Origin of the sequence: Streptomyces sp. NBC_00872 (genome assembly GCF_045161915.1) — a bacterium.
In the GTDB taxonomy this organism is placed as follows: Bacteria; Actinomycetota; Actinomycetes; order Streptomycetales; family Streptomycetaceae; genus Streptomyces.
On sequence record NZ_CP108806.1, the window covers coordinates 2,796,081 to 2,823,021 of the forward strand.

22 protein-coding genes are annotated in these 26,941 nt (G+C 69.5%); 15 read left to right on the forward strand and 7 right to left on the reverse strand.

Annotated elements, in window-relative coordinates:
• Positions 1-178 precede the first annotated feature (178 nt).
• The 4 genes from OG214_RS11850 to glgB all read left to right on the forward strand — a co-directional run bounded on the left by OG214_RS11850 (position 179) and on the right by glgB (position 8,414).
• A complete protein-coding gene (locus OG214_RS11850) occupies positions 179-2,176 on the forward strand; it encodes an alpha-1,4-glucan--maltose-1-phosphate maltosyltransferase (protein WP_363083041.1) in 1,998 nt (665 codons plus the stop codon).
• On the forward strand, positions 2,173-3,906 hold the full coding sequence (gene treS, locus OG214_RS11855; protein WP_363083037.1) for a maltose alpha-D-glucosyltransferase: 1,734 nt from the start codon (positions 2,173-2,175) through the stop codon (positions 3,904-3,906). The genes OG214_RS11850 and treS overlap by 4 nt, the downstream gene beginning before the upstream one ends.
• Positions 3,907-4,199: 293 nt before the next feature.
• Positions 4,200-5,711 (forward strand): maltokinase N-terminal cap-like domain-containing protein, encoded by a 1,512-nt coding sequence (locus OG214_RS11860; protein ID WP_382858297.1) that lies wholly within the window; start codon positions 4,200-4,202, stop codon positions 5,709-5,711.
• A 435-nt stretch (positions 5,712-6,146) separates the two neighbouring features.
• Positions 6,147-8,414 carry a 1,4-alpha-glucan branching enzyme gene (glgB, locus tag OG214_RS11865; protein ID WP_405987480.1) on the forward strand — a complete coding sequence of 756 codons (2,268 nt, stop codon included), beginning with the start codon at positions 6,147-6,149 and terminating at the stop codon, positions 8,412-8,414.
• Between the two features lie 191 nt (positions 8,415-8,605).
• Here the strand turns inward: glgB and OG214_RS11870 are convergent, their stop codons facing one another.
• From OG214_RS11870 to OG214_RS11880, 3 genes are all read right to left on the reverse strand, one after another.
• Positions 8,606-10,915: a HelD family protein gene (locus OG214_RS11870; protein WP_405984710.1), complete on the reverse strand. Its 2,310-nt coding sequence runs from the start codon at positions 10,913-10,915 to the stop codon at positions 8,606-8,608.
• Positions 10,916-11,053: 138 nt separating this feature from the next.
• Positions 11,054-11,368 carry a thioredoxin gene (gene trxA / locus OG214_RS11875; protein ID WP_405987481.1) on the reverse strand — a complete coding sequence of 105 codons (315 nt, stop codon included), beginning with the start codon at positions 11,366-11,368 and terminating at the stop codon, positions 11,054-11,056.
• Positions 11,369-11,487: 119 nt separating this feature from the next.
• A complete protein-coding gene (locus OG214_RS11880) occupies positions 11,488-11,946 on the reverse strand; it encodes a MerR family transcriptional regulator (RefSeq protein WP_363084112.1) in 459 nt (152 codons plus the stop codon).
• A gap of 300 nt (positions 11,947-12,246) precedes the next feature.
• Between OG214_RS11880 and OG214_RS11885 the strand changes: the two genes are divergently transcribed.
• From OG214_RS11885 to OG214_RS11920, 8 genes are all read left to right on the forward strand, one after another.
• Positions 12,247-13,671, forward strand: a complete 1,425-nt coding sequence (locus OG214_RS11885; RefSeq protein WP_363084114.1) for a glycoside hydrolase family 16 protein — start codon at positions 12,247-12,249, stop codon at positions 13,669-13,671.
• A gap of 352 nt (positions 13,672-14,023) precedes the next feature.
• The gene (locus OG214_RS11890) at positions 14,024-14,275 is read left to right on the forward strand and encodes a hypothetical protein (protein ID WP_363084111.1); all 252 of its coding nucleotides are present in this window, start codon (positions 14,024-14,026) and stop codon (positions 14,273-14,275) included.
• The gene (locus tag OG214_RS11895) at positions 14,229-14,744 is read left to right on the forward strand and encodes a DUF6879 family protein (protein WP_363084110.1); all 516 of its coding nucleotides are present in this window, start codon (positions 14,229-14,231) and stop codon (positions 14,742-14,744) included. The genes OG214_RS11890 and OG214_RS11895 overlap by 47 nt, the downstream gene beginning before the upstream one ends.
• Before the next feature lie 27 nt (positions 14,745-14,771).
• On the forward strand, positions 14,772-15,653 hold the full coding sequence (locus OG214_RS11900) for a helix-turn-helix transcriptional regulator (protein ID WP_363084109.1): 882 nt from the start codon (positions 14,772-14,774) through the stop codon (positions 15,651-15,653).
• Positions 15,654-15,765: 112 nt separating this feature from the next.
• Positions 15,766-16,182, forward strand: a complete 417-nt coding sequence (locus OG214_RS11905; protein WP_363084108.1) for a hypothetical protein — start codon at positions 15,766-15,768, stop codon at positions 16,180-16,182.
• 83 nt (positions 16,183-16,265) lie between these two features.
• A complete protein-coding gene (locus OG214_RS11910) occupies positions 16,266-16,841 on the forward strand; it encodes a hypothetical protein (protein ID WP_405984711.1) in 576 nt (191 codons plus the stop codon).
• Positions 16,805-17,659 (forward strand): hypothetical protein, encoded by an 855-nt coding sequence (locus tag OG214_RS11915; protein WP_405984712.1) that lies wholly within the window; start codon positions 16,805-16,807, stop codon positions 17,657-17,659. Before OG214_RS11910 ends, OG214_RS11915 begins: the two co-directional genes overlap by 37 nt.
• Positions 17,656-18,114, forward strand: a complete 459-nt coding sequence (locus tag OG214_RS11920) for a GNAT family N-acetyltransferase (protein WP_405984713.1) — start codon at positions 17,656-17,658, stop codon at positions 18,112-18,114. Before OG214_RS11915 ends, OG214_RS11920 begins: the two co-directional genes overlap by 4 nt.
• Before the next feature lie 35 nt (positions 18,115-18,149).
• Here the strand turns inward: OG214_RS11920 and OG214_RS11925 are convergent, their stop codons facing one another.
• Both OG214_RS11925 and OG214_RS11930 read right to left on the reverse strand, forming a co-directional pair.
• Positions 18,150-19,334, reverse strand: a complete 1,185-nt coding sequence (locus OG214_RS11925; RefSeq protein WP_405984714.1) for a methyltransferase domain-containing protein — start codon at positions 19,332-19,334, stop codon at positions 18,150-18,152.
• Positions 19,335-19,339: 5 nt separating this feature from the next.
• A complete protein-coding gene (locus OG214_RS11930) occupies positions 19,340-19,483 on the reverse strand; it encodes a hypothetical protein (protein ID WP_383032985.1) in 144 nt (47 codons plus the stop codon).
• Between the two features lie 294 nt (positions 19,484-19,777).
• Here OG214_RS11930 and OG214_RS11935 point away from each other — a divergent pair, with 294 nt between their 5' ends.
• The gene (locus tag OG214_RS11935; protein ID WP_405984715.1) at positions 19,778-20,983 is read left to right on the forward strand and encodes a cytochrome P450; all 1,206 of its coding nucleotides are present in this window, start codon (positions 19,778-19,780) and stop codon (positions 20,981-20,983) included.
• A 186-nt stretch (positions 20,984-21,169) separates the two neighbouring features.
• Here OG214_RS11935 and OG214_RS11940 read toward each other — a convergent pair whose 3' ends face one another.
• A complete protein-coding gene (locus OG214_RS11940; protein WP_405984716.1) occupies positions 21,170-22,480 on the reverse strand; it encodes a glucarate dehydratase family protein in 1,311 nt (436 codons plus the stop codon).
• Positions 22,481-22,854: 374 nt separating this feature from the next.
• Entirely contained in the window at positions 22,855-24,207 is a 1,353-nt protein-coding gene (locus OG214_RS11945; protein WP_363084765.1) for a cation:dicarboxylate symporter family transporter, read from the reverse strand.
• Positions 24,208-24,342: 135 nt separating this feature from the next.
• Between OG214_RS11945 and OG214_RS11950 the strand changes: the two genes are divergently transcribed.
• Together OG214_RS11950 and OG214_RS11955 are read left to right on the forward strand one after the other, a co-directional pair.
• Entirely contained in the window at positions 24,343-26,160 is a 1,818-nt protein-coding gene (locus OG214_RS11950) for an ATP-binding protein (protein ID WP_405984717.1), read from the forward strand.
• Positions 26,157-26,867: a response regulator gene (locus tag OG214_RS11955; protein WP_363084763.1), complete on the forward strand. Its 711-nt coding sequence runs from the start codon at positions 26,157-26,159 to the stop codon at positions 26,865-26,867. The genes OG214_RS11950 and OG214_RS11955 overlap by 4 nt, the downstream gene beginning before the upstream one ends.
• The last annotated feature ends 74 nt before the right edge of the window (positions 26,868-26,941 follow it).

Sequence of the window (26,941 nt, forward strand, 5' to 3'; positions counted from 1 at the left end):
GCTACAAAGAGCATCCGAAACATCAAGAACCGGCAAAGGTACGGAGCCGGCTCAGCCCGACGCGTCCGGTCCATCCGGTCGAACGGCCGGGCCCGCTCCGTCCACCGCGTCCGGCCGACCCGCCCCACCCGCCCTGCCTGTCAAGCCCGCACAGCCCTCAGGTGATCCAGTGAAACCGCTGATTGGTCGCATTCCCGTCCTGGACGTACAACCGCTCGTCGACTGCGGCAGACGCCCCGCGAAGGCGGTGAGCGGTGAGTCCTTCCAGGTCACCGCGACCGTCTTCCGCGAGGGCCATGACGCGGTCGCGGCCAATGTCGTCCTCATGGACCCCGGTGGCCGCCCCGGCCCCTGGACCCCGATGCGTGAACTCGCCCCCGGCACCGACCGCTGGGGCGCCGAGGTCACCCCCACCGAGGAAGGCCGCTGGACCTACACCGTCGAGGCGTGGAGCGACCCCGTCGCCACCTGGCGCCACGCCGCCGGGATCAAGATCCCCGCGGCCACCGACGAGCACGACATCGCCCTGGTCCTCGCCGAGGGCGCGGAGCTGTACGAACGGGCCGCCGCCGGCGTGCCGAAGCGCGACGGCCGGGAGGCCGTGCTGGCCGCCGTCGACGCCCTGCGCGACGGGTCGCTGTCCGCCGGGGACCGGCTGGCCGCCGCGCTCTCCCCGGCGGCGGACGCCGCGCTCGCCCGGCATCCGCTGCGCGATCTGGTCACCGCCTCGCGCCCCGCGCCCCTGCTGGTCGAGCGCAGGCGCGCGCTGTACGGCTCCTGGTACGAGCTGTTCCCGCGCTCCGAGGGCGCGGTCGTCAAGAAGGGCGAGCCGCCCGTCAGCGGTACGTTCAGAACGGCCGCCGAGCGGCTGCCCGCGGTCGCCGCGATGGGGTTCGACGTCGTCTATCTGCCGCCGGTCCACCCCATCGGCACCACCTTCCGCAAGGGCCGCAACAACTCCCTGGAGCCCGGCCCCGACGATGTCGGTGTGCCCTGGGCGATCGGTTCGCCCGACGGCGGTCATGACGCGATCCACCCCGATCTGGGCACGATCGAGGACTTCGACCACTTCGTGGAGACGGCCCGCACCCTGCGGATGGAGATCGCCCTCGACTTCGCGCTCCAGTGCTCCCCCGACCATCCCTGGGTCACCAAGCACCCCGAGTGGTTCCACCACCGCGCCGACGGCTCGATCGCGTACGCCGAGAACCCACCGAAGAAGTACCAGGACATCTATCCGATCGCCTTCGACACCGATCTGCGCGGGCTGGTCCGGGAGACCACCCGTGTGCTGCGCTACTGGATGGCCCACGGGGTCCGGATCTTCCGGGTCGACAATCCCCACACCAAGCCGGTGGTCTTCTGGGAGAAGGTCATCGGCAACATCAACCGCACCGACCCCGATGTGATCTTCCTGGCCGAGGCGTTCACCCGGCCCGCCATGATGCGTACGCTCGGCGCGGTCGGCTTCCAGCAGTCGTACACGTATTTCACCTGGCGCAACGGCAAGCAGGAGCTGACCGACTACCTGGTCGAGCTGTCCACCGCGACCGCCGCGTACATGCGGCCGAATTTCTTCGTCAACACGCCTGACATCCTGCACGCCTATCTTCAGCAGGGGGGCAGGCCCGCCTTCGAGGTACGGGCCGTGCTCGCGGCGACGATGGCGCCTTCCTGGGGTGTCTACGCGGGGTACGAACTCTGCGAGAACACCCCCGCGAAGCCGGGCAGCGAGGAGTACCTTGACTCCGAGAAGTACGAGCTGAGACCACGGGACTGGGAAGCGGCCGAGCGTGAGGGCCGCACCATCGCCCCGCTGATCACCCTGCTCAACCGGATCAGACGACGGCATCCCGCTCTTCAGCAACTGCGCGACATCCATTTCCACCACGCCGACAATGACGCGGTCATCGCGTACAGCAAGCGGGCGGGCACGGACATCGTTCTGGTGGTCGTCAACCTCGACCCTCACCACACCCAGGAGGCGACGGTCTCGTTGGACATGGAACGGCTCGGCCTTGAACCGCACGAGACCGTTCCGGTGCGCGACGAGCTCACCGGCGAGACCTATCACTGGGGCAGCTCCAACTATGTGCGTCTGGAGCCGGGCGTCACGCCCGCGCACATCGTGGTGCTGCGACCGTCCCCGCCGATCGGAGGGTCACCCACATCATGATCGTCAATGAGCCCGTCCACGACACGTTCGAGGACACCCCGGCCAAGGACCGCGATCCCGACTGGTTCAAGCGTGCCGTCTTCTACGAGGTCCTGGTGCGTTCGTTCCAGGACAGCAACGGCGACGGCATCGGAGACCTCAAGGGCATCACGGCCAAGCTGGACTATCTCCAGTGGCTCGGGGTCGACTGTCTCTGGCTGCCGCCGTTCTTCAAGTCGCCCCTGCGCGACGGCGGCTACGACGTGTCCGACTACACGGCGGTGCTTCCCGAGTTCGGCGATCTCGCCGACTTCGTGGAGTTCGTCGACGCCGCGCACCAGCGCGGTATGCGCGTGATCATCGACTTCGTCATGAACCACACGAGCGATCAGCACGAATGGTTCCAGGAGTCCCGCAAGGACCCCGAAGGCCCGTACGGCGACTACTACGTCTGGGCCGACGACGACAAGCAGTTCCAGGACGCCCGGGTCATCTTCGTCGACACCGAGACGTCGAACTGGACCTTCGACCCGGTGCGCAAGCAGTACTACTGGCACCGCTTCTTCTCCCACCAGCCCGATCTCAACTACGAGAACCCGGCGGTGCAGGAGGAGATCATCTCCGCGCTGCGCTTCTGGCTGGACCTGGGCATCGACGGCTTCCGGCTGGACGCCGTGCCGTATCTGTACCAGCAGGAGAACACCAACTGCGAGAACCTCCCGGCCACCCATGAGTTCCTCAGGCGGGTCCGCGCGGAGATCGACGCCAACTACCCGGACACGGTGATCCTCGCCGAGGCCAACCAGTGGCCGGAGGACGTCGTCGACTACTTCGGCGACTACGCCAAGGGCGGCGACGAATGCCATATGGCGTTCCACTTCCCCGTGATGCCGCGGATCTTCATGGCCGTACGGCGCGAGTCCCGCTACCCGGTCTCGGAGATCCTGGCGAAGACCCCGGCCATCCCGACCAACTGCCAGTGGGGCATCTTCCTGCGCAACCATGACGAGCTGACCCTCGAAATGGTCACGGACGAAGAGCGCGACTACATGTACGCGGAGTACGCCAAGGATCCGCGGATGCGGGCCAACATCGGCATCCGCCGCCGGCTCGCCCCGCTGCTGGACAACGACCGCAACCAGATCGAGCTGTTCACCGCGCTGCTGCTGTCGCTGCCTGGCTCCCCGATCCTCTACTACGGGGACGAGATCGGGATGGGCGACAACATCTGGCTCGGCGACCGGGACGCCGTGCGCACCCCGATGCAGTGGACCCCCGACCGGAACGCGGGCTTCTCGTCCAGCGACCCCGGCCGGCTCTATCTGCCGACGATCATGGACCCGGTCTACGGCTACCAGGTGACCAATGTGGAGGCGGCGATGGCCTCGCCGTCCTCGCTGCTGCACTGGACCCGGCGGATGATCGAGATCCGTAAGCAGAATCCGGCCTTCGGGCTCGGCTCCTACACCGAGCTGCCGTCCTCCAACCCCGCGGTGCTCGCCTTTCTGCGCGAGGCGCCCTCCCCCCAGGGCAACGGCGACGACCTGGTGCTCTGCGTGCACAACTTCTCACGTTTCGCACAGCCCACCGAGCTGGATCTGCGGCAGTTCAGCGGGCGTCATCCGGTGGAGCTGATCGGCGGGGTGCGCTTTCCCGCCATCGGTGAGTGGCCCTATCTGCTGACGCTCGCGGGCCACGGTTTCTACTGGTTCCGGCTGAGGAAAGACGGCATGCCCGGCGTCCCCGCGTAACGCGGCGACGGCCCCGGTCCCGTGCGAGGCGGTTTCCGCCGCCCCGCACGGGGCACGCTCCACCACATCCAGCACATTCCGTTTGATCGAATCCGTACAGAGTTCATACGGAAACGATCTCCGCACCGACCCACTACGGACTCAGTACGGACTTTGTGCGCACCCCGCGCGAACAGAACCGAGCCCGTACGGATCATCCTCACCCGACACGTCCCGCACAGCCGGACAGCCATTGCCGCAATCCGGGACACTCTGCGCATCCTGTGGTGTGCCCGGGGAAAGGACGCGATGCCATGTCGAAGGCTGCATCCACCCGGACTACCCCGTGCCTCGTCACCGCCTCGCCCGCTGCCTCACCAGCCGTGTCGCCCGCTCTGTCGCCCGCCGACGCGAGGGCGCTGGTCGGCTCGCTCGCGCCGTTGCTCCATGACTGGCTGCCCCGCCAGCGCTGGTTCGCGGGCAAGGGCCGGCCGGTCACCGGCTTCGTGCCGGTGTCGGCCACCGAGCTGCTGCCGATGAACGCGGGGGGTCCGGGGCTGCTGCATCTGCTCGTACGGGTCGAACAGCGGAGCGCCTCGGGGCCGTCGCCATCGATTCCCTCGTCCACCCCCTCCGGGGTCCCTTCCTCGGCCGCCACCTCCGCCACCGTCTCCGGCGGCGACTGCTACCAGCTGCTGCTCGGGGTACGGAAGGCGCTGCCGCCGGCCCTGGCGTCCGCGCTGATCGGCCATGCCACCCAGGGTCCGCTGGCCGGCCGTACCGTCTACGAGGGACTGCACGATCCGCGCCTGGCCGAGCTGCTGCTGGAGCGGCTGCGCGCGTCGGGCGCGCTGGGACCGCTGCGGTTCGACCACGCGGGCACGGTCCCCACCGGGCTGACCGGCCGGCTGCTCGACGCCGAGCAGTCGAACTCGTCCCTGGTGTATGGGGACGCCTACATCCTCAAGATCCTGCGGCGGGTCTTCCCCGGGCCCCATCCCGATCTGGAGCTGCCGCTCGCGCTGGCCGCCGAGGGGTGCGAGCGGGTGCCCGCGCCCGTGGCCTGGTTCGAGGCGGCCGACCCCTCGGGCAGCGGTGACTCCCTCACCCTCGGGGTGCTCCAGCCCTATCTGCGCGGCTCCCAGGACGGCTGGCAGCTCGCGCTCGCCGCGCTGGCCCGGGGCCGTGACTTCACCAAGGAGGCGCGTGCGCTGGGGCAGGCCACCGCCGAGGTGCACATCGCGCTCGCCGCCGCGCTGCCGACGGTCACCCTGGGACGCCGGCAGACCGCGCAGCTCGCGGAGGGAATGGCCGAGCGCCTGGAGGCGGCGGCGCAGGCGGTGCCGGTGCTGATGCCGTACGTACCGGGGCTGCGCACCGCGTTCGACGCGCTCGCCGGGCTGGACGAGGCGGCGCGTGGCAGACCCGCGCAGCGCGTCCACGGCGATCTGCATCTCGGACAGACCCTGCGGACACCGGACGGACGGTGGTCGGTCATCGACTTCGAGGGCGAGCCGGCCCGTCCGCTCGCCGAGCGCCGCCGTCCGCAGCCGCCGGTCCGCGATGTCGCGGGCATGCTCCGTTCCTTCGACTACGCGGCCCGCTCCCATGAACCGTGGCGCCCGGACTGGGCGGCGCGCTGCCGGGCGGCGTACTGCGAGGGCTACGCGCTGGCGGCGGGCACCGATCCGCGCGCCGAGCCGGAGCTGCTGCGCGCGTACGAGACGGACAAGGCGGTCTACGAGGTGCTGTACGAGGCCAGGCACCGTCCCGACTGGCTTCCGGTGCCCATGGCGGCGATCCGCCGGCTGGCGGAGGACGCCTGACCCGGCGGCCCGGTGCGGCCAGGTCCCGTTCCGGCCGGACAGGACCGGGAAGGAACGTAACGCCACCACGGACCGGACCCCCGCCCGCCCCCGACCCGCCCCTACTCACCGTCCGCACAGCGCAGTCCCGCCGAGGAGGCAGCCCCCGTGACCGCCCGCACGCCGTCCGACCGTCCTTCGGAGCCCAGGCTCCCCACCACCTCCGTCCCCGCTCCGGCCGGAACGGGGAAGAAGTCCGCGCCGGGGAATCCGGAGCCCACATCGGGGAAGCCGGAACCCGCATCGGGGAAGCCGAAGCGGGCGCAGGAGAAGCCGGAGCCCGCGCAGGGGAAGAAGCCCGCGGGGAAGAAGCCCGCGCGGCGCACGCGCCCGCAGGACTCCGGCGCCGCCTCCGCGCCCCGGACCCGCGAGGACACGCCGCGTGAGGACGCGCCGATTGAGCACCCGCCGCGCAAGGACGCGCCGCGCGAGGACCCGGGCGGGCGCGGGGTGCGGGCCGCGCCGGTCCTGGCCGAGGACGACCGGCAGCGGCTGCTCAGCGGCGCGCACCACGATCCGCACGCGCTGCTGGGCGCGCATCCCGTGAAGGACGGTGTGTTCTTCCGGACGCTGCGGCCCTACGCCCGTGCTGTGACCGTCGTCACCGAGGAGCCGGCCGTACGGGCCCGGCTGAACGACGACGGCGACGGCTTCTTCTCCGGGGTCCTGCCCCTGCGGACCGTCCCGGAGTACCTCCTGCTCGTCCGGTACAGCGAGGCCACGGAACAGCTCGACGAGCTGGAGGTGCGGGACCCGTACCGCTTCCTGCCCGCCCTCGGCGAGCTCGATCTGCATCTGATCGGCGAGGGCAGGCACGAGGAGCTGTGGCGGGCGCTCGGCGCCCGGCCGATGGTCCACCAGGGCGTGACCGGCACCCGCTTCACCGTCTGGGCGCCCAATGCCCGGGGCGTACGGGTCTCCGGTGACTTCAACTACTGGGACGGGACGGCTCTGCCGATGCGCTCGCTCGGCTCCAGCGGGGTGTGGGAGCTGTTCGTGCCGGGGATCGGCGAGGGCGCGCTCTACAAGTTCGACATCACACGGCCCGACGGTTCCCACACGGTGCGCGCCGACCCGATGGCACGGCGTACGGAGGTGCCGCCCGCGACCGCCTCCGTCGTCACCGAGTCGCACCATGTGTGGCGCGACGAGGAGTGGCTCGCGCACCGCGCCGACCGCCCGGTGCACGAGGCGCCGTTCTCCGTCTACGAGGTCCATCTCGCTTCCTGGCGACCTGGTCTGACGTACCGTCAGCTCGCCGCGCAGCTCCCCGCCTATGTCAAGGACCTCGGCTTCACCCATGTCGAGCTGATGCCCGTCGCCGAGCATCCCTTCGGCGGCTCCTGGGGGTATCAGGTCACCGGCTTCTACGCGCCGACGTCCCGTATGGGCACCCCGGACGACTTCCGGTATCTCGTCGACGCCCTCCACCGCGCGGGCATCGGGGTGATCGTCGACTGGGTGCCGGCCCACTTCCCCAAGGACGACTGGGCACTGGCCCGGTTCGACGGCCCGCCGCTGTACGAGCACCCGGACCCGCGCCGGGCCGAGCACCCCGACTGGGGAACGCTGGAGTTCGACTACGGCCGCACGGAGGTCCGTAACTTCCTGGTCGCCAACGCCGTGTACTGGTGCGAGGAGTTCCATGTCGACGGACTGCGCGTCGACGCGGTGGCCTCGATGCTCTACCTCGACTACTCGCGCGAGGAGGGCCAGTGGTCCCCGAACGAGCGCGGCGGGCGGGAGAATCTGGACGCCGTGGCCTTCCTCCAGGAGATGAACGCCACCGTCTACCGCCGCTGCCCCGGTGTGGTGACCATCGCCGAGGAGTCCACCGCCTGGAACGGTGTCACCCGCGCCACCCACGAGACGGGCCCCGACGGCTTCGGCGGTCTCGGCTTCGGGCTGAAATGGAACATGGGCTGGATGCACGACTCGCTGGACTATGTGTCCAAGGAACCCATCCACCGTAAGTACCACCACGGCGAGATGACCTTCTCCATGGTGTACGCGTACAGCGAGAACTACGTCCTGCCGATCTCGCACGACGAGGTCGTGCACGGCAAGCGTTCACTGGTCTCCAAGATGCCCGGCGACTGGTGGCGGCAGCGCGCGGACGAACGCGCCTATCTGGGCTTCATGTGGGCCCATCCCGGCAAGCAACTGCTCTTCATGGGGCAGGAGTTCGCCCAGGGCGCGGAGTGGTCGGAGAGCCATGGCCCGGACTGGTGGCTGCTCGACCCGTCGTACGAGGCGGAGGCCGACCACCGGGGCGTGCGCGATCTGGTGCGCGATCTCAACAGGGTGTACGGCGCGACCCCCGCGCTCTGGCAGCGCGACACCGTGCCCGAGGGCTTCTCGTGGGTGGACGGGGGCGCGGCCGACGACAATGTCTTCGCCTTCCTCCGCTTCGACGCGGACGTCTCGCCGCTGCTGGCGGTCTCGCACTTCTCACCGGTGGTGCGCCATCAGTACCGGCTCGGTGTGCCCGAGGAGTTCACGGCCTGGACCGAGGTCCTCAACACGGACGCGGCGCGTTACGGCGGCAGCGATGTGCTCAACCCGGAGCCGGTGAAGCCGGAGTCGGTGACCGCGCACGGGCGCCCGGCCAGTATCCAGCTCACACTGCCCCCGCTGGCGACGGTCTGGCTGCGGCCTGTGTGACGGTGACGCGGTGGCGTGCCCCCCGCCCCCCCGGGTGGCATGCCCTCCGCCCCCCGCCGGAGCGGTTCCGGCGGGGGCGAGCACCGGGCGGTTCAGGCGGGGGCTCCGGCGGGGGCGGCACCGGGTAGTTCCGGTGGGGGCGGCCCGGATGGACCGGGCGGCGCGGCGGATCAGGTGCGTACGGTCCCCCGTCAGGTGCGTACGATCCCCAGCCGCTGGGTCGCCCGGGTCAGTGCCACGTACAGATCGTTGGCACCACGCGGTGAGGCCTTCAGGATGCCGTCCGGGTCGACGACGATCACGGTGTCGAATTCGAGGCCCTTCGCCTGGCGGGCGCTGAGCAGAACCACCGGCCGGGTGAGATCGGGCGCGGATCCCCAGGAGGCGCCCGGGAGTTCGGCCGCCAGCGCGGGGAGCAGGGTGGCGGGGGCGAGCACCGCGAGACGGCCCTCGTCCGGGTGCGCCAGCTCCGGTGCGGCCGTCAGCGCGGCGGCCGTACGGACCAGGGCCGCCGGTTCCACGGTACGTACGAGCGGGGCGCGGCCCGTCGAACGTACCGACTTCGGGGGCTCGAAGAGCGGGTCCGCCGTCCGCCGTACCTCCGCCGCGACCTCCATGATCTCCACGGGGGTGCGGTAGTTGACGCCGAGCTTCGCCAGTCTCCAGCGGTCGCCCACATACGGCGCGAGGATCTGCCGCCAGGAGTCGCAGCCCGCCGCGTCCCCGGTCTGGGCGGGGTCGCCGACCAGGGTCATGGAGCGGGTCGGGCAGCGGCGCATCAGCAACCGCCAGGCCATGGCGGAGAGTTCCTGGGCCTCGTCCACGACGATATGGCCGAAGGCCCAGGTGCGGTCGGCGGCGGCCCGTTCCGCGGTGCTGCGGGTGTCGGCCTCCTCCTGGCGGTCCGCGAACCGCTCGGCGTCGATGATGTCGTGCGCGGCGAGCACCTCGGACTCCTGGTCCTCGAACTCGTAGGTCTTCGAGCCCTCCGAGAGATCGAGGACGCCCTGCGCGTACGCGATCCGGTCCTGGCGCTCGGCCTCCGCGGCGGCGCGGGCGGCGCTGTCGTCCTCGCCGAGCAGTTCGGCGGCCTCGTCCAGCAGCGGTACATCGGCCGGGGTCCAGGGGCCGTCGGTCCTGCCCCCGGGCCTGCGGATCAGCTCGGCGTCGCCGTCCGGCAGCCGGGTGGGGGCGGCGAGGAAGTCCGCGATCAGCCGCTGCGGGGTGAGGAGCGGCCAGAGTTCCTCGATCGCCGCGTGCACCTCACGGCTGGTGGCGATCTCCTTGCCGAGCTGGGCGATGTCGTCGGCGCCGAGGAGATTGCCGCCGTCGAGGGGATCGGCGCCGATCCGCTCCGCGAGCTGGGCGGTCAGGGCGTCGATGACATGGAACGCGAAGTGCGGACGGGCCAGATTGTGCGGAAGGCCGGTCTCCCGGGCGTGCCAGCGGGCGTCCTCCGCCATCGCGCGGTCGAGGAGGAGCGTCCCGTACCCCTCGTGGGCGATCTCGGTGGCACGGTGGGGCACGGTCTGCCGGTCGCGTACGACACCGGCCAGCGCCTCGGCCAGCGCCGCCCGCCCCTTGATCTCGGCCGCCGCCGGGGTGTCCGTACCGGTGGCCCGTACACCGGGGAACAGCTCGCCGATGGTGGACAGCAGTACCCCGGTCTCACCGAGCGAGGGCAGCACCTCGCCGATATAGCCCAGGAAGGCGGGGTTGGGGCCGACGATCAGCACGGCGCGGCGGGCGAGCCGCTCCCGGTGCGCGTAGAGCAGATACGCCGCCCGGTGGAGCGCGACCGCGGTCTTGCCGGTGCCCGGACCGCCCTCGACGACCAGTACGCCGCGGTGCGGTGCGCGGATGATGCGGTCCTGCTCGGCCTGGATGGTCTGGACGATGTCGCTCATCCGGCCCGTACGCGCGGAGTTGAGCGCGGAGAGCAGTACGGCGTCGCCGTCCGGGTCCTCGTATCCGGTGCGGGTGGTGTCGGTGAGATCCATGATCTCGTCGTGCAGCGCGGTGACCAGGCGCCCCTGGGTGGTGATGTGCCGGCGCCGGCGCAGACCCATGGGGGAATAGCCGGTGGCGAGATAGAAGGGGCGTGCGACGGGAGCCCGCCAGTCGATCAGCAGGGGGGTGTGCTCCTCGTCGTCGGCGCGCATTCCGATACGCCCGATGTGATGGGTGGCGCCGGTGCCGGTGCCGGTGCCGGCCATAGCGGTGGTGGTATCGGTGTCTTCCTGCGGATCGCTCTCCTCCCGGAGATCGATCCGCCCGAAACAGAGTCCCGTCTCGACGGCATTCAGCGAGGAGAGCCGGTGGGACTGTTCCGCGACGCTGATGTCCCGCTCCACCCGGCCCTGCCGCACGGTGGTGACCTGGCCGATCGACGTCTCCACGGCGGTCTCGGCCTGCTCCCTGAGGGCGTCGAGACGCTCATAGAGGACAGAGATGAATTGCTGCTCATTCCGCAATTCGTCGCTGGATTCCCTGGTTGACAATTCGACCCCTGTCCGATACGCTGCATTCCAGTGAGTAGCCCGTATCCTCAACGAAATCAGGACACGGAAACACTCAATATACGCAGACGAATACCCCGGCCGTCAATTCGGACCGGGGCATTTTTGTGACAGGGCACGTCAGAGCACGTCGGCCAGTTCCTGCAAGAGCTTGCGCTTCGCACGGGCGCCGACCATCGACGCCACCGGCTCTCCCGCGCGGAACACCATGAGTGTCGGCAGGGCGAGCACGCCGTACCGCGCGGCCGTCCGCGGATCGGTGTCCACATCGAGCTGTACGACCTTGATACGGCCGGCCTCCTCCTCGGCCACGGCGCTCAGGACCGGTGCGAGTTGCCGGCACGGCGGGCACCAGTCGGCGGTGAACTCCACCAGGACCGGCAGGCCGGACTTCAGCACTTCGTCGTCGAAGTCGGCGTCCGTCACGGATTCCACGCCCGCCGCCCTGGCGCCCGACGCCTTGGCCTCCGACGCTCGGGTACCCGACGCCTTGGCCCCCGACGCCTGGATACCCGCTCTCTGGATACCCGCTGTCTCAATATCCGCCGCGTTGATCATTTCTCGTCCCCTTCGTGAGTGACATGGGTGAGCCCCTGTCCCGTCAGTTCGCACCGCGGCTCGGGGCCGCCGGGCATCTCCGCGCCGGCCGCGAGACCGGCCCGTACGGCCTCCGCCCGGTCGAGCTGCGCCCCGACCTGGACCCGCACCGACCGGAGCTCGTCGATCAGACCGTCCAGTTCCATGAGCTTGCGCCGGTACACGGCGAGCGAGGCGGGGCACACGTCCCCGGCCGGGTGCCCGGCACGCAGACACTCGACGAACGGCCGTGTCTCCTCAAGGCCGAACCCGAAGTCCTGAAGGGTCCGGATCTGCCGGAGGAGCCGCAGATCGCTCTCGTCGTACACGCGGTACCCGTTCACCGCGCGCCGTGCGGGCAGGAGCCCGCGGGACTCGTAGTACCGCAGAGTCCGGGCGGTGGTCCCGGCCCGCTCCGCCAGCTCACCGATTCGCATGTCCTCGACGGTAATCCCTGACGCCGACGTCAAGGCAAGAAGCCGATTCCTTCAAGAAATGGACGAGTCGCAGCCATTGACGACTCCCCCGGCAGGTCATACAAGACGTACTGAGAGCGCTCTCAGATCTCCCTCGGCACCATCCTCACCGGAGGTGTTTCCTTGAGAACGAGCCGCATCAGCAGAACGATCCGTTCCATCCGCTCCATCCGTTCCGTCGGAGGCCGTACCCGGCCTACGGCCGCCGCCGTCCGTCCGCGTATCTCCGGCAGCTCCCGTACCCCCCTCCTCGCCGCGGCCATGGCCCTGACCGTCGCGCTCGCGGGTTTCGTCGGACTGACGGGCGCGGGCAGCGCGCAGGGCGCCATTCCGCCCGCTCCCGGCTGGAACCTCCAATGGAGCGACGACTTCAACGGCGCGGGCGGCAGCCTGCCCTCCGCCGCCGACTGGCAGATCGACACGGGCCACGGCTACCCCGGCGGGCCCGGCAACTGGGGCACCGGCGAGATCCAGAACTACACCGCGAACCCCGACAATCTGAGCCTCGACGGCAACGGCAATCTCCGTATCACCCCGCTCAGGGACGGCGGGGGCAACTGGACCTCGGCCCGGATCGAGACGCGGCGCGCCGACTTCAAGGCTCCGACGGGCGGCACCCTCCGTATCGAGGGCCGTATCCAGATGCCGAACGTGACCGGAACCGCGGCGCTCGGCTACTGGCCCGCCTTCTGGGCGCTCGGTTCGCCGTACCGGGGCAACTACTGGAACTGGCCGGGCACCGGTGAGTTCGACATCATGGAGAACGTCAACGGGATCAACTCCGTCTGGGGCGTGCTGCACTGCGGTGTGAGCCCGGGTGGCCCCTGCAACGAGACCACCGGCCTCGGCGCCAACCGCGCCTGCCCCGGCGCCAGTTGCCAGTCCGCCTTCCACACCTACCGCTTCGAGTGGGACCGCTCGACCACACCGAACGAGCTGCGCTGGTACGTGGACGACCAACTCTTCCACACCGTGCGGCAGAACCAGGTCGACGCGGGCACCTGGGCCAATATGACGGACCACGCGGGGTACTTCCTGCTGCTCAACGTGGCGATCGGCGGCGCGTTCCCGGACGCGCTCGGCGGCCCGACGCCGACGGCGGCGACCGTTCCCGGCCGTCCCATGCTCGTCGACTATGTGGGCGTCTGGACCCGGGGCGGCGGCTCGACCCCGAGCGAACCGCCCACGGATCCGCCCACCGACCCGCCGCCCTCGGGCTCCTCGACGCTGTACGCGCGTACGGGCGCCGGCCTCGGCGACTCCACCGGCTCCGCCACGACGGCCACCGTCGCCACGGCGGGCGGCGCCAACTACGACGGCACACCGCACAACCCGCAGGTCTTCACCTCCAGCGGTATCACCCGGACGTACAACGGCGGCTCGACACAGTTCGACCTCTTCGTCGACTCGGGCGCGACGGTCGGCAACGGCCAGCAGGTGAGGGTGAGTTACGACCGCACGGGCGACGGCACCTGGGACCGCACGGAGACGTATGTGTACTTCGCGACCGATCCCGTCCCCGGCTACGAGCACTACACCCAGACCAGCGGCCTCAAGTCGGCCACCGGCACCCACGGCAACCTGGTCAACGGCAAGGTCCGCGTCGAGGTCTGGAACGCCATAGGCAACGGCACCAGCACCCTCGGCACCGGCAACCAGTCGGTGGTCCGGATCCCCTTCGGCTGACCCGGCCGGGCCCGTCCCCCAACGGTCCGAGCCGCTCCCGTCGCGCCCCACCGCGACCCCCCTGTGGCTCCGAGCCCACCGGCCCGGAGCCACAGCGGGTCATCACCCGCTTCCGGGCCACCGGACAACCCCGGCGCCCACCACGGAGCCGACCACGCTGCACACGCCGTGTACACGCACGAACAGCGCGGCAGGCCGGGGGCAACGGCGTTCTACATGCCTCCCGCGCTCATGAAGCCGCCGATCAGCCGGCCCGTACCGTTGGCAAGTTCTGGCAAGTCCCTGGCCGCCGGTGGCGAGCACACGGCAACGTGGACCGCACGGAACGTAACCGACGACGGAGGTCCCCATCATGGCCCTGCACGCGCTCGGCAAGGATCCCGAGAGCCCCAGCGGGGGTTCTCCCACGGTGTATCTGGACGACGTCAAGGACAACTACCTTGTCCAGGGCTGGAAAGTGCTGGACAAGGAGCACCTGGCCCAGATGGACATCCCCGAACACGAGACCGTGGTGGAGATCCCCAGGCGCATGGTGCAGTTCTTCTTGGAGGTGAAGGGTGACGACGGTGCCGACGTTCGACGAGTTGTTCCTGAACTGCCGTAGCTCGGCGGTGCATCTTGAGATGCGCGACGGCTACATGAAGTCGGACCCCGCGTTCGTCGACTGGAGCGCCGGACACCGGATCGATCCGGCAGAGCGCTGGACCGACTGGCTCGAACTGGTCTCCCGGGCAACACATCGCGGCGTCGGGGTACGCCGTGCCCGTATCGTCTCCGAGCCCGTCAGCGACTACATCCGCTTCGAGTACGAGGTCACCGACGGTCTGAATATCGCGGCCGGAGAGCAGGTCCGCTGGCTCCCGCGCCGTCAGGCGACGGACATCGCCCTTCCGGGGAACGACTTCTGGCTGTTCGACGAGAGCCTGGTGCTCGTCAACCACTTCGACGGAGACGGCGACTCCCTGGAACACGAGGTGACGGGCGACCCCGAGGTGGCCAAGCTGTGCGCATCGGCCTTCGAAGCCGTCTGGGAACGCGGTACACCGCACGAGGACTATGAGCCGACCGTATAGCCGTCCGGACCGCACTCGCCTCGGGTCATGAGATCTTCACGGCAACCTCGTCCGTCCTGCTCGTCGTCACCGTCATCCAGCGTGGAAGAGGCCACGAAAGCCCTGGGCCGACGGCTGCGTGAGATCCGGAAGGACGCCGGACTGACGGCGCGCGCCTTGGCCCTGCGAGCCGACTGGCATGAATCGAAGTGCTCACGCTTCGAGAGCGGAATCCGACGCCCCTCGGAAGCCGACCTTCGAGCGTGGGCACTTCACTGCGGAGTCCCACAGCTGGCCGAGGAATTGGTGACCACAGCACGTGGTATCGACGGCTTGTACGTCGAGTGGCGTCGTATGGAACAGACCGGACTCAAACGCGCCCAGGAATCCGTACTTCCGCTGTGGGAACGCACCCGGCGCTTTCGTGTCTACTCACCCTGGCTCATCCCGGGCCCCGTACAGACAGCTCCGTACATCGAGGCGCTGCTGAAATCCATCCGCGATCGTCGCCATGTCATCGACGATGTGGAACAGGCGGTCCGAGTTCGTGTTGAGAAACAGCACATTCTCCATGAGGGAGACCATCGCTTCGCGATCATCCTTGAGGAGAGCGCCCTCCGCCACCGCGTCGGCGGCACGGAGGTCATGGCTGGACAACTGGACCACCTGCTGGTGGCGGCGTCCCTTCCCTCGGTGAGTCTCGGCATCATCCCCATGGACACCGATCGCAGCAGCCTCTGGCCGGTCGAGGGGTTCTTCGTCTTCGATGAGGAGGAAGTAAACGTCGAGCTCGTCTCAGCTCATCTCAGTGTCAAAAATTCACATGAGATCGGCATGTACATCCAGACATTCTCCGCGCTTTCGGAACTCGCCCTCCACGGCTTGGCGGCAAAAGACCTGATCATGAAGGCCGTCGATTCTCTCCCTTGATTCTCGGCACATTCCGGCACACTCATTGCTGTCGTCTTTCTCCTGTCTCTAACCTCGATGGCAACCGAGCCGACCACTGTCGGCCGAAACTCGCCTATTCGCTGGAGAGCATATGGCTATCACCACCAAAGGCGCTGTGGAGCTTGTCGAATTGGGAAAGTTCTTCGTCATTGCCGGCCGACGGTTCGACGCCGGCCAGACCGCGCCTGAGATGTTCTCCGACGCGATCGACGCGGTGTGGCATCGACTTGCCGAGAGGCCGGAGGCGCAGGGTGCGTTCACCGCGGAGCACGCCGGCCGAAAGCTGACACACGTCGAGGCCGCGGGAAGCGGGCTCATCGCCTGGGTCGGCGCGTACGAGGAGACCTACGGCCCCCTGCCGGAGATCTGGTTCACCCACGCGGACGGCACCGTCGACGAGTACGCCCTGGCCCACTACCGGGACACCGGCACAGTGGTGGCCGAGTGGGACTGCGCACCCGCGCCCGGTGACGACGAGGACGTTCAGCCCAAGAGGACCACCAGGTGATCACCGCAGGGACAAACAGAGCGTCCCGGCCCACCGCCGGGGCGCTCCGCCTCATCGAGTCCCGGTCGGTGGATCCCACGAGCGTGGACGTATCCGGGTACGTCACGGCGATGTACAAGCACTGCCCGTTCCTCAAGGCCTCCACTGCCCGAGGCATGACGTGCTGGACGGTGTACGAGATGGCACCGGAAGTCCATCGGTACTCGCTTGAGGCAGAGTTGTTCCATGCCGCGGTCCGGGCCGCCGAGTGGGTACGTTCGTCGGCGAGGCGAACCCTGTCCCCGCTCGCATGCGAGAACATCGTCGTTCTCCCCGCCGGCGAGGGAGCGGACGCGGACCCCGGGGAGCTGATGGTCTGGCCGCACTGGGCGCTGAAGCATCTTTACGGACCGGTGGGTGTGATGTTCGGCAAATTCACCCGGGGCGTCCAGGAGTGGGACAAGCACGGCCGGTCCGTCCCACCGGCCCCGTACTCATTCCTTCCCGTACGGTCGTCGGTGCGTCTGCGTGACCCCGCGTTCTTGACGGACACCCCTGACCTCTCAGCGACGGTGGCCACAGCCGACGACGACGGCCACGACGTGTTCGCCCATATGCCGTGCGAGTGGAAGGTGGTACGGGAATGGGCCGGTTCACTGCCTGCCCCCAAGAGGCGCTGAAGGCAGCGGAGTACCTCTGTGGTCCAGTTGAGCTGAAGGAGATCACCGACCGGCGCGGGTCCGCCGTATGGAAGGCGACCGGTGCCACAGCCACCGTGTCGGTCAAGTTCGGCTACGGGGAGGGTGCGGAGACCACAGCGCGGGAAGCCGCCGTCCTCGACCAGCTCCCCCGCTACACCGTCACGGCGGGGCGAGCCGCGGGAGGCGTCTGGTGCGTCACACCCTGGCTGAACGGGCCATCCACATTTCAGCTCTTCCAGTCGATCCGGGACGGCTCGGACCGCTGTACCCATGTTCTCGGCCGCAGTCAGGCGCTCGTGGGAGCCGTGGAACTGTGCCGCGCCGTTGCCGACCTCCACATCGCCGGGTGGATTCACGGGGATCTCCAGCCCTCCCACGGCATCCACACCCTGAGTGGTGCCAGACTCATCGACTTCGCATGGACGTGGCGTGAAGGCGAGGCCCCCTGGCCGAAGTTCTACGGTGGCATCACACATCTGGTGGCTCCGGAGCTCGCGGCGTGGATCACCCACGGCCCACAGCCGGTGAAGCCGGCCGCTTCAGCCGATGTGTACGCCCTCGCCGGTACGCTCTGGACCTGCACGACGGGAAGATGGCCACTGGACTACGCCGCTGTCGGCGTACGCCCGGACGCGGGGCCGGTCGCGCGACGGACGGCCATCGCCACCGGCACGATCCCGTTGGACTCCGCCACCCCGTGGCCAACACTCCAGAACGTACTCCGCGCGGTCCTTCTGTCCGGCCCGGACGACCGTCCTACGGCCGCCGAGCTCGGCATCGCACTGGCGGAAGCGTGATCGAACTCCGTGAACTGAAGCCGAACGACAGGTCAGCCGTCCAAGCCAGCTACGGCTACGAGTCGGTGCGCTTCCTGGACCGTGGCCCAATGGGCGAGGTCGAAGCCGTGGAATATATCCACAGGGCCATGGCCTGGTCCACGGACCGACCGCGCCTTCGCTATGTCTTCGGTATCGACGTGAACGGCGACCTGGTGGGCGTCGTCAAGCTCAATGTGGTCAAGGATGACAGTGCCCTGAGCTACATCCTTCGCCGGAACAGCTGGGGGCGGGGGTACGCGACTGCCGCCGTGCTCGACCTGATGGATTTCGCCTTCGACGCACTGAGGGTCTCCACCGTGCACGCCAAACACCGGGTGGACAACGCAGCGTCCGGCAGGGTCCTTGTGAAGGCCGGATTCACCCTCGCCGGGACGGCCCACGGCTTCTCGCGGTATCGCGCGAAGCGCCCGTAGGGAATGCGCGAGGGCTGGTCGACGCGCTCATGCGGTCATGGCCCGGCGAACGGCAGGATGTTCGACGGATCATCGAGCCAGGGGGTTGTGCCGCCGTCCCGGGCCACGGTGAGGCCGAAGCGGTCGTACTCCGGTCTGCCACGGTCGATCCACCAGGTCAGAGCATGCTCCACCTCGTCCCAGAGGCGGCGGGCCCCGGACTGGTAGACCGTGGCGTCGGCGGCCCCGGGGGTGAAGACTACGGCCGCCCATGAGCGGCTGCGGATGTCCAGGAACCAGGCCTTCGCGTCGCCCGGCTCATCCGAGTCTCCCTGATTGACGACGTGGGCACAGTCGGGTACGCAGAGGCCCGCGACGAAGTCCGCCGTGTCATAGCGGCCTCCGACGTCGGCCGCGGTGAGAGCCGTGCTGGAGACGTCGGCATCGCCGGGGAACTCCTTGACGTGACCCACGAACTGGTTCCAGTCGAGCCGCTGGTCCCGGAGTTTCATGAATTCCACCATGCGGAGAAACGGGCCTGCCGCCCGGCCGTCCTCGCCCACGGTCAGCCGAACCAGTCCGTCCTGATGGGTGTAGTGGGTGCCCCACGGGGCGAGAATGACGCCGCCCGGCCGTGTCTGTTCCAGCCAGCGGGGCGGGATGACCCGTACGCCTGCCGTCACGATCAGGCGGTCGTACGGCGCTCCCGGCGCCCAGCCGTCCCGGCCGTCGCCTTCTACCACCAGCGGGGCGACTCCGGCTCGCGCCAGGGCTCCCGACGCACGCGCCGCGACCGCCGGATCGATCTCCACGCTGACGACGTCGGCGCCGCCCAGACGGTGGGCGAGCAGGCCGGCGTTCCAGCCGGTGCCGGTGCCCACTTCGAGCACCCGCATCCCGTCACTCACATCGAGATCGCACAACATGGACGCGACAATGGATGGCATGCTCGCCGAGCTGGTCGGCTTGTCTCCGGGCCGGGTACCGGCGTGCTGCCCGTCGTCCCACTGGGTGATCAACGGGATATTCTCGTACGCCGCCCGCGCCCAGCCCGCGGGATCATCGTCCTTGGCCACGGGCTCGCTGCGGCCGGTGCTGGTGTCGTACGCCCAGAAGAGATCCGGCAGGAACAGTGACCGGGGCACGGCCCGGAACACCTTCGCCCACTCGGGCGTCAGAACTCCGAGTTCGAGGAGATGCCGCGTCAACTCATCGCCGGCGCGGCCCTCCTGCTCAGACATGAGTGTCACTTGCGGTGTTTCCCATCCCCTTCGGGCGACCCGCCGTCCGGATGCGGTTCCAGGATCGGCTTCCAGGGCTGGCCGGGGAGCTTGTCCTTCTCCTCGCCGTCCCCGCCCTCCGCGGTCCCGCGCGTCGGTAAGACCGTCATCAGACCCTCCTCCCATGGATTCGCGCACAAAGTCGCGTTGATGCTCCGATATGTCACCTCATCGGCAAGTGAAGCATCCGACGGCCGACGGAGCGGGTCCGTGGCATCTTCTCGCCGCAGCCCGGCGGGAGTGAGGGCGGGCGCGCGAGGGGGCGGGCATCGGGGCGGGTACTCCAACGGGTGGCGGGCTACCCATTTGCCGCGCCTGGGGTATATACGCGAAATGGGGGAGGTAATCATGCATCGCTGACAACCGCACCGTTCATACCGAACGTGCCCGTCCTGGAGTACGCGATGACTGAAATCGGCGAAACGACCACCTGTCCGTTCGACTTCAGCGAGGGCCTGGAATTCGATCCCCTGCTCGCAGAACTGATGTCCAGGAATCCGGTGACCAAGATCCGGCTGCCCTATGGGGACGCGGACGCGTGGCTGGTCACGGGGTTCGAGGGGGTGCGGCAGGTGACCACCGATCACCGGTTCAGCCGAGCGGCGATCACCGGGCGGAACTATCCGCGGCTGACGCCGGAGCCCATCGTCTCGCCGGAGTCGATCAATGTGATCGACCCGCCCCGGAGCACCCGGCTGCGCAAACTGGCCTCGCAGGCGTTCACCAAGCGGCATGTGGACCGGATGCGGCCCGCCGTCGAGGGCATCGCCGCCGGACTGCTCGACGAGATGGCCGAGCACGGCGCGCCCGCCGATCTGGTGAGCCATCTCTCGGACCGGCTCCCCCAGCACACCATCTGCGAGCTGCTGGGCATCGCGCCCGAGGACCGGCCGAGCATGCAGGAGTACGCGCACCAGCTGCTCTCCACCGGACCGGAGACCCGGCAGGCCGCGGCGAACGCGAAGTCGGCGCTGCGCGAGTACTTCGGGAAGCTGGTCACCGAGCGGCGGCGCAACCCCGGGGACGATCTGATCAGCACTCTGGCCGCCGCGAAGGAGGGCGACGACGCCTTCGACGACCAGGATCTGGCGGTCATGGCGCTGACGCTCATGCTCAGCGGGCACGACACCGCGACCTGCGAAATCAGCAACATCGCGTACATCCTGCTCAACCGGCCCGATCTGATGGAGCAGGTGAGGAACCGGCCCGAGGAGCTGACGCGGGTACTGGACGAGCTGCTCCGCTTCATCCCGTTCCGCAAGGGGGTCGGCATCCCGCGTATCGCCACCGAGGACGTGGAGATCGAGGGCGTGACGATCCGGGCGGGCGACTTCGTCCATGTCTCGTATCTGACCGCGAACCGCGATCCGAAGCGGTTCACCGACCCGGACGTCATCGACCCGGACCGTACGCCCACTCCGCATATGACCTTCGGCTGGGGCGGACACCGCTGTATCGCCGCGCCGCTGGCGATGGTGGAGCTGGAGGCCGCGATCGGGGGGCTGGTGGACCGCTTTCCACGGCTGCGGCTGGCGGTGCCGGTCGAGGAGGTGCGCTGGGACACGGCGACGATCCGCCGCTTCCCGATCACACTGCCGGTGGCCTGGTAAAGGCGGAGTCGGCCTTCTCCTCCGACCACCGACTCCGACCACCGACTCCGACCACCGACTCCGGTCATCGACTCCGGTCATCGACTCCGGTCATCTCCGCCGGCCTCGCCCGCACGGGTGAGGTGACGGATACGAACGGGGCCCGGACACCGTCCGGGCCCCGTTCTCACACTCGTACACCGGCGGTCACCAGCGCGGAACCGCCGGCGTCGTCCACTCCGGGTGGGCGACGCGCATCGCGGCGGCGTCGTCGCGGTCGCGCAGGGTGCCGTCGTCGTCCAGCCAGCGCCGGTGCAGTACGGCGAGACGGTCGTGGTCGAGTTCGACGCCGAGCCCGGGGGCGTCCGGGACGTCGAGGCGGCCGTCGGTGAAGGTGAGCCGTTCCTTCGAGGTGTCGGTGATGACGTCCTCGGTCTGCCAGGGGTAGTGGCTGTCGCAGGCGTAGTCGAGGTTCGGGACGGTGGCGGCGACATGGGTCATCGCGGCCAGGCTGATCCCGAGATGCGTGTTGGAGTGCATGGACAGTCCGACGCCGAAGGCGCGGCAGACGGCGGCGAGTTCACGGGTGTTGCGCAGCCCGCCCCAATAGTGGTGATCGCTCAGCACCACCTGGACCGCGCCCGTCGTGAACGCCTCGCGGATCTCGGCGAACGTGGTGACGCACATATTGGTGGCGAGCGGGACCCGCGCGCGGGCGGCGACCTCGGCCATGTTCCGCGTACCGCTGGTGGGGTCCTCCAGATATTCGAGGACGTCGCGCAGTTCGTCGGCGACCTTGAGCGACGTCTCCACGGACCAGGCGCCGTTGGGGTCCAGGCGCAGTGGCTGCCCCGGGAAGCGCTCGGCCAGGGCCCGGACGGCGGCGATCTCCTCGGCCGGTTCGTACACCCCGCCCTTGAGCTTGAAGGAGGTGAACCCGTAGTCGCGGGCGAAGCGTTCGGCCTGTGCGACCACGCCGGCCGGGTCCACGGCGGCGCCCCAGTCGTCGGTCTCCCCGGCGCCGTCCGGGTGTTCGGCCCAGCGGTAGAAGAGATACGCGCTGTACTCGACCCGGTCGCGGACCTTGCCGCCGAGCAGCTCGTGCACGGGCACGCCGACGGTCTTGCCCCACGCGTCCAGACACGCCACCTCGAAACCGGAGACGACCGACAGACGCAGTTTGCCGGCGGTCTGCACCCCCCGGAGCCCGCCCACGTCGACGGAGTCGTCCACCTGGGAGGCGTCGACGGCCACCTGATCGGCCAGCGCGAACAGGCCGTTGAGATCGGTGACCCGGTGTCCGGGCAGCCGCTCGGCCAACGGCCTCGCCAGTTCGAGGTACTTCGTGTCGCCGTAGGTCTCGCCGATCCCCGTCACCCCGTCGGCCGTGACCACTTCCACGATCAGCCGGGGTGTGTACGGCTGGTGCACACCCTGGGTGTTGAGCAGCGGCGGGTCGGTCACCAGGATCGGGGTGAGCCGGACCTCGGCGATGGCCTGACCGGGCCGGTCAGCCATGGAGCACTCCGGCGGTTGCCGTGTGGGCGGTGGGGCGCGCCATGTGATCGTCTCCCTACGCGGATGCCATCTACGTACGAAAATGGAGGCTACGGATGTGAACACCCCGGCGTCAACGGCACGGTGCGCCTCCCGGCGCGGGCCGCGGTGCGGGGTGCGATGCGCTCGGCGCGGAGGCGCGGCGCGCATGAAGACCGGCCCGTACGGAAGGTCTCCGTGCGGGCCGGTCCTGGGGGAGCCGGGGCTGGGGGGAGCCCCGGCGGGCAGGCCGGGGTGGGAGGGGGGAAGCCCCGGCCGGGGTCGTCGTGGAGGTCTGGGCGTGAAGATCCGGGCGTGAAGCTCTGGGCGTGAAGGTCCGGGCGTGAAGGTCCGGGTCAGACAGCCGCCGCCGTCTTCTTCTCCGGCTCGGGTTCCGGCGCCGTCGCCGGGGACTCGCCGTGCCCCTCGTCCAGCAGCGTCTTCTCGTCGAACGGGATCCGGCCCGCCAGGACCTCGTCCACCCGCTCCTTGTCGATCTCCTTGGTCCAGGTGCCGACCAGGACCGTCGCCACCGCGTTCCCCGCGAAGTTCGTCAGCGCGCGGGCCTCGCTCATGAAGCGGTCGATACCGACGATCAGGCCCACGCCGTCGAGCAGTTCGGGCCGGTGCGACTGGAGGCCGCCCGCGAGGGTGGCCAGACCCGCGCCGGTGACGCCCGCCGCGCCCTTGGACGCGATGATCATGAACAGCAGCAGCGAGATCTGCTCCCCGATCGAGAGCGGGTCGCCCATGCCCTCGGCGATGAAGAGCGAGGCCATCGTCAGATAGATGGCCGTGCCGTCCAGGTTGAACGAGTAGCCGGTCGGCACGGTGATACCCACGACGGGCTTGCTGACGCCCAGGTGCTCCATCTTCGCGATGAGCCGCGGCAGCGCCGACTCCGAGGAGGACGTCGAGAGGATCAGCAGGAACTCACGGCCGAGGTACTTCAGCAGCGAGAGAATGTTCACACCCGCGATCAGCCTCAGCAGCAGACCCAGGATGACGAAGACGAAGATCGCACAGGTGATGTAGAAGCCGATCATGATGATCGCCAGCGACTTCAGCGCGTCGACGCCCGTCTCACCGACCACCGCCGCGATCGCGCCGAACGCGCCGACCGGCGCGGCCCACATGATCATCGCGAGGATACGGAAGACCAGCCGCTGGATGTGCCCGATGCCCCGCAGCACCGGTTCGCCCGCCGAGCCCATCGCCTGGAGCGCGAAGCCCGCCAGCAGCGCGACCAGCAGCGTCTGGAGCACCTGGCCCTCGGTGAAGGCGGAGACCATCGTCGTCGGGATGATGCCGAGCAGGAAGTCCGCGGTGGACTCGCTCGCCCCTTCGGCCTGGGCCGCGCCCGCGCCGCGGGTGGCCTCGGTGAGGTGCAGACCGGAGCCGGGCTCCAGGATGTTGCCGACGACCAGGCCGATGGCCAGCGCGACGGTCGACATCACCATGAAGTAACCGAGGGCGAGCCCGCCGACGGCACCGACCTTCGCGGCCTTCCTGACCGATCCGACGCCCAGCACGATCGTGCAGAAGATCACGGGCGAGATCATCATCTTGATGAGATTGACGAAGCCGGTACCGATCGGCTTCAGCTCGACGGCCACACCAGGAGCCGCGAAGCCCACCAGAATGCCGAGTGCGACGGCGGCGATCACCGCTATGTACAGATAATGGGTGCGGTCCCGACGTGCGGCCACGGGTCCTCCTTGACTCGTTCCGTGCGATTCCCCCGTCCCTGTCCGAGGGGTCCCGGCGACTATCCATCAGCATGTGACCCCGGTCACGGTTACGTTCATTTCGTTCATGTGAATGCGGCGATGCAGACTTGCCCCATGCATCTGCCCCGCCCTCGCAGCCTCGCCACCCAGCTCTTCGCCATGCAGGTGGTGCTGGTCGCGGCGGTCGTGGCGGGGTGCGCGATGTTCGCGTACATCACAGGTCGTGCCCACGCGGCGGAGACCGCACGCAAGCAAGTTCTGGCCACGGCGTACGCGCTGGCCGATTCGCCCTCTGTACGGGACGCGATCCGTACGCCCGATCCGACGGCCCTGCTCCAGCCGTACGCGGAACGGGTGCGGCACGACACCGGGATCGACTTCATCACGATCATGAATCCGGAGGGGATCCGCTGGACCCACCCGGATCCGGCGCAGATCGGTATGCCCTTTCTGGGCCGTACGGCTCCCGCCCTGCGCGGCGAGACATTCACCGAGACCTACACGGGGACGCTCGGCCCCTCGATCCGGGCGGTCACCCCGGTGCGGGACAACGGGCGGATCACCGGGCTGGTGAGCGTGGGCATCACCGTGGACCGGATCTCCTCCGAGGTGACCCAGCAGGTCAAGCTGCTGGCGCTGGCGGCGGGCGCGGCACTGGCGCTCGGCGGTCTGGGTACGTATGTCATCAACGCCCGGCTGCGCAGGCACACCCACGGGATGAACGCGGCCGAGCTGAGCCGGATGCACGACTACCACCAGGCCGCGCTGCACGCCGTACGCGAGGGACTGCTGATGCTCGACGGCAGGCGCAGGATCGCGCTGATGAACGACGCCGGCCGCGAACTGCTCGGTCTCGACGACTCCGCCGTGGGCCGCCCGGTCGCCGAACTGGGCCTCCCCGCGCCCCTCACCGGCGCGCTGCTCGCCTCCGGGCCACGGGTGGACGAGGTGCATATGACCGCCGAGCGGATCGTGGTGGTCAACACCCAGCCGGTGGTGGGCGGGGAGCAGCGCGGTACGGTCATCACCCTGCGCGACCACACCGAACTCCAGGCGCTCTCCGGGGAGTTGGACTCGGAGCGCGGATTCACCCAGGCGCTGCGCTCCCAGGCGCACGAGGCCGCCAACCGGCTCCACACGGTCGTCTCGCTGATCGAGCTGGGACGGGTGGAGCAGGCGGTGGAGTTCGCCACGGCGGAGCTGGAGCTGGCCCAGGCGCTCACCGACCGGGTGGTCGGCGCGGTCGGTGAACCGGTGCTCGCGGCGCTGCTGCTGGGGAAGGCGGCCCAGGCGAACGAACGCGGGGTGGAGCTGGTGCTCGCGGAGGACAGCCGTATCGACGACGGGGTGCTGCCCACGGCCCTCGCGCCACGCGATCTGGTGACCATCCTGGGCAATCTGATCGACAACGCCGTGGACGCGGCGCAGGGCGGCGAGGGCGCGCGGGTGACGGTGACGGCACTGGTCGACGGCACGGCCGGCGGTGAACTGATCCTCGGCGTACGGGACACGGGGGACGGCGTCGACCCGGCGGACATGGAGGAGGTGTTCCGGCGCGGCTGGTCGACCCGCGGCCCGGGGCGCGGGCTCGGTCTGGCGCTGGTACGGCAGGCGGTGCACCGCGCGCAGGGAACGGTGGAGCTGGCGCAGGGCGCGGAGGGCGGCGCGGAGTTCACCGTACGGCTGCCGCTGGGGAAGCGGACGACGGCATCGACCGACGCGGCCGAGGTACTGTCGCCCGCCGACGCGGATACGACGCGGCCCGCCGCCCGCGCGGATACGGCACAGTCCGCCACCGGCGCGGACACCGCACGACCCGCCACCGGCACGGACACCGCGCAACCCGCCACCGCGCGACCGGACGACGCGGACGACGCGCCGTCCGCCCGTACGGACACCGCACCGCCCGCCGGCGCGGAGGCCGCCCGGTGAGGCCCGAGTGGGACGGTCCCGCGGCGCGGGGGCCGATCCGGGTGCTGGTGGTCGAGGACGATCCGGTCGCGGCCGACGCCCATCAGCTCTATGTCGCCCGGGTGACCGGCTTCACCGTGGCGGGCGTCGCCCACTCCCGCGCCGAGGCCGCCCGGCTGCTGGAGCGCACGGACATCGATCTGATCCTCCTCGACCTCTACCTCCCCGACGGACACGGGCTCCAGCTTCTGCGCGCGCTGCGGGCCGGCGGACACCACGCGGATGTCATCGCCGTGACCTCGGCGCGCGATCTCGCGGTGGTACGGGAGGGCGTCTCGCTCGGTGTCGTCCAGTACGTCCTGAAGCCCTTCACCTTCGCCACCCTGCGTGACCGGCTCACCCGCTACGCGGAGTTCCGCACGGCGGCCGGGGAGGCCAGCGGTCAGGAGGAGGTGGACCGGGCGCTGGGCGTGCTGCGGGCGCCGCAGCCGTCCTCGCTCCCCAAGGGGCTGAGCGCGCCGACGCTGGAGTCGGTGACCCGTACGCTCCGCGACTCGCCCACCGGGCTGACCGCCGCCGAGGCCGGCGTCAGGGTGGGGATCTCCCGGATCACCGCGCGCCGTTATCTCGAACATCTCGTCACCAACGGGCGCGCGGTGCGCAGTCCGCAGTACGGGCAGGTCGGGCGCCCGGAGTTGCAGTACCGCTGGATCTCCGCGCCCCACTGAGCCGGGGGGCGCCGACCACTTGGCGCTGCACGGGGATTGACCATGCCGAAGGCCCGGTCCTACGGTCGCCGGGC